Origin of the sequence: Pseudomonas sp. (genome assembly GCF_050739655.1) — a bacterium.
In the GTDB taxonomy this organism is placed as follows: domain Bacteria; phylum Pseudomonadota; class Gammaproteobacteria; order Pseudomonadales; family Pseudomonadaceae; genus Aquipseudomonas.
In genome coordinates, this window is the sequence record NZ_JBOIBY010000068.1 from 1 (window position 1) to 3,083 (window position 3,083).

Genomic DNA, 3,083 nt, shown 5'->3' on the forward strand with positions numbered 1-3,083 from the left:
GCTCCTACAAAGGGACGGGAATGTGTGCCTTTATTTTTTCAGGTCTTCGGCCCCCTGCAACGGCTCATCACCGAGCAGCAGGTCCTTTTCATGGTCGACCGATTCTTCCTCGAACAAACGCCAGATATGGTCGTCCTGAGTACCGAGCAATTCGACAAAGCGCCGACCTTCGACCTTGTCGTTCAATTGACCGAGGTAGCGACCCTGCTCGGTTTCGCTGCGGGTCAAAACGATCTTGCGATCTTTCTCCGGCTGGGTTGGCGAGATCAGGTTCAGTTCAAGGGTTTTCGGCTGGCTGTTGCCGCTCAGGCGCAGGTCGACTTCACCGGTGACATCATCCAGACGCACGCTGGCGCGCATCAACAGGGTCTGGGCCAGAAGTTCGCGGTCCAGGGAGCGGTTGATGCCTTTGCCGGCCTCGTAGTAGTTGTCGTTGACCAGGTTGTCCGGGTTGTTCACCGCGATGGTCACCATGGACAAGGTCAGGGTCACCGAGCAGGCCAGAATCCCGATGATGATCCATGGCCAAAGGTGCTTGTACCAGGGGCTTGCGGCGTTTGCTGCGGGCATGTTCACTTCTCTCAACGATTTTGTGGGCCGATGAATCGGCTCTTGGCTTCAACGTGAATGCTGGCGTCATCGGCATCCTTGAGGATGAATTTCACCTCGTTGGTGCTCGATGGCAGGTGTTCCGGGGCCACGGACAGTTCGGCTGGCTGGCTGACGATATCGCCAGCGGCGACCTTGATCTCGCGCCGGCCTTGCAATTTAAGGTCCGGCAGGCCGGTGGCTTCCAGCACATAGGTATGATCGCGCTGGTCCTTGTTCATGATCTTCAGGCTGTAGACGTTTTCGATCCGGCCCTCGGCGTTCTCGCGATACAGGACACGGTCCTTGCTGACGTCGAAGCCTACCAGCGAGCGCATGAAGAAAGCGGTCACCAACAGGCTGATCATCGCCAGCAGTACCAGGGCGTAACCGATCAGTCGCGGACGCAGTTTATGGGTTTTCTGCCCCGACAGGTTGTGTTCGGTGGTGTAGCTGATCAGGCCGCGTGGGTACTCCATTTTGTCCATGATCGCGTCGCAGGCATCGATGCAGGCGGCGCAGCCGATGCATTCGATTTGCAGGCCGTCGCGGATGTCGATGCCGGTCGGGCAGACCTGAACGCACATGGTGCAGTCGATGCAGTCGCCCAGGCCCTGGGCCTTGTAGTCGATGCCTTTCTTGCGCGGACCGCGACCTTCGCCACGGCGTGGGTCGTAGGAAACAATCAGGGTGTCCTTGTCGAACATCACGCTCTGAAAACGTGCGTAGGGGCACATGTAGATGCACACCTGCTCACGCAGCCAGCCAGCGTTGCCATAGGTGGCGAGGGTAAAGAAACCGACCCAGAAGTACGACCAGCCATCCGCTTCGCCGGTGAAGAACTCGATCACCAGTTCGCGGATTGGCGAGAAGTAACCGACGAAGGTCATGCCGGTCACGAAGCCGATCAGCAGCCACATGGCATGTTTGCTGAATTTGCGCAGGAACTTGTTAGCGCTCATGGGCGCCTTGTCGAGTTTGATGCGCTGGTTACGATCACCTTCGGTGACCTTTTCGCACCACATGAAAATCCAGGTCCAGACGCTCTGCGGGCAGGTATAACCGCACCATACGCGGCCGGCATACACGGTGATGAAGAACAGGCCGAACGCGGCAATGATCAGCATGCCGGAGAGCAGGATGAAATCCTGGGGCCAGAAGGTCGCGCCGAAGATGAAGAATTTACGTTCCGGCAAATTCCACCAGACGGCCTGGTGCCCGCCCCAGTTCAGCCACACCGTACCGAAATACAGCAGAAACAGAACGGCGCCGCCTGCCATCCGCAGGTTGCGAAACAGGCCGGTGAAGGCGCGGGTGTAGATCTTTTCCCGGGAGGCGTAGAGGTCGACGCTGTTGTTCGCGTTTTTGGCAGGCGGGGTAACGTCGTGTACCGGAATCTGGTTGCTCATCGGTTGTATCCCACGGCAGTGGAAAAATGCCTCGGTCAGTACGTGCCAACCGCGGTCAAAAAGGGGTGTTGCAGTGGCGCAATGATACGCCTGTCGCTCTAGCTCAAGGGTGCGACCTTTGGTCACGTTGGTGGAAATCGAATGACCGTGTAATGACCTGTATCAATTGACTTGTGAATTATGGCCGGTTTTGGGCGGGGCAGAGTTCAATCGGCCCACGGATTGATGAGCTGAACGCCGCTGCATTGAAAATCGCTGACGTTACGAGTGACAACCGTCAGGCCGTGGACCAGTGCCGTCGCAGCAATCAAGGAGTCGGCTTCATTGGCGCGATCCGGTACATGCAAACTGGCGCACCGAAGGGCTACGGCAGTATCGATCGGTAGAATCCGGGCATCGAAAGCTGGTATGACGTGGCGCTTGAGCCAGGTGCGTAATACCTTTCCCTGTGCCGGGTCGCGGCGCTCCATGCGCAGAACACCGGTTTCCAGTTCCTTTACGGTAATAGCAGAAACAAACATGCGTGGAGCGATGATGCTTTTGGCCCAGGCGACGACGTTTGCGTCAGCCTGGGGTTTGCGTAGCTCGGAAATAACGTTGGTATCGAGTAGGTACATCAGGACAGATCCACTGGGCGATGAGTGATCACGGCGCGCTCGGTTTCAAACTCGATGTCTGCCGCTTCTGGCATTACCAACAAGTCGACGATGTCGGCGTTGATACCGGTCAATTTTTGGTAATCCTCAATGCTTAGCAGTACGTGGGCTGGTTTGCCTCGGTCAGTGATGAAAACCGGTCCCTGACGCGTGGCTTTTTTGGCACCACTTGTGTCCTGGTTGAATTCACGGCTGGAAATGGTGGTGATGGCCATCATGTGTGACCCTCCTGAGTGTCGAATGTAGAAACGTTACTACCAGATTGCACTCCTCGCAACTTTCGGCGTGTGTATTTGCTTGTCGGTCGTGCGTGGGCAAACAAAAAGCCTATCGGATGAGGTGGCAATCAATCCGCACAATTTGTGCCCGTAACCTGTAGGAGCGAAGCTTGCTCGCGAAAAACGTATGGGCAACGCGGTCATTCAGATGG

At 56.7% G+C, this 3,083-nt stretch carries 4 protein-coding genes; all 4 read right to left on the reverse strand.

The genetic code is table 11. From position 1 onward, the window contains the following. Nucleotides 1-30: 30 nt before the first annotated feature. The gene (locus ACRESJ_RS03625; protein WP_431756681.1) at nt 31-570 is read right to left on the reverse strand and encodes a FixH family protein; all 540 of its coding nucleotides are present in this window, start codon (nt 568-570) and stop codon (nt 31-33) included. Between the two features lie 11 nt (nt 571-581). Beyond that, nucleotides 582-1,997 carry a cytochrome c oxidase accessory protein CcoG gene (gene ccoG / locus ACRESJ_RS03630; protein WP_431756682.1) on the reverse strand — a complete coding sequence of 472 codons (1,416 nt, stop codon included), beginning with the start codon at nt 1,995-1,997 and terminating at the stop codon, nt 582-584. Between the two features lie 206 nt (nt 1,998-2,203). After that, nucleotides 2,204-2,614, reverse strand: a complete 411-nt coding sequence (locus ACRESJ_RS03635) for a type II toxin-antitoxin system VapC family toxin (protein WP_431756683.1) — start codon at nt 2,612-2,614, stop codon at nt 2,204-2,206. Next, nucleotides 2,614-2,868: a type II toxin-antitoxin system Phd/YefM family antitoxin gene (locus tag ACRESJ_RS03640; RefSeq protein ID WP_059404729.1), complete on the reverse strand. Its 255-nt coding sequence runs from the start codon at nt 2,866-2,868 to the stop codon at nt 2,614-2,616. Before ACRESJ_RS03640 ends, ACRESJ_RS03635 begins: the two co-directional genes overlap by 1 nt. Nucleotides 2,869-3,083: the final 215 nt, after the last annotated feature.

Excerpts from the sequence above, each read along its gene's own strand:
- ACRESJ_RS03625 (WP_431756681.1), bottom strand. The coding sequence starts at position 570 with ATGCCCGCAGCAAACGCCGCAAGCCCCTGGTACAAGCACCTTTGGCCA.
- ccoG (WP_431756682.1), bottom strand. The coding sequence starts at position 1,997 with ATGAGCAACCAGATTCCGGTACACGACGTTACCCCGCCTGCCAAAAAC.
- ACRESJ_RS03635 (WP_431756683.1), bottom strand. The coding sequence starts at position 2,614 with ATGTACCTACTCGATACCAACGTTATTTCCGAGCTACGCAAACCCCAG.
- ACRESJ_RS03640 (WP_059404729.1), bottom strand. The coding sequence starts at position 2,868 with ATGGCCATCACCACCATTTCCAGCCGTGAATTCAACCAGGACACAAGT.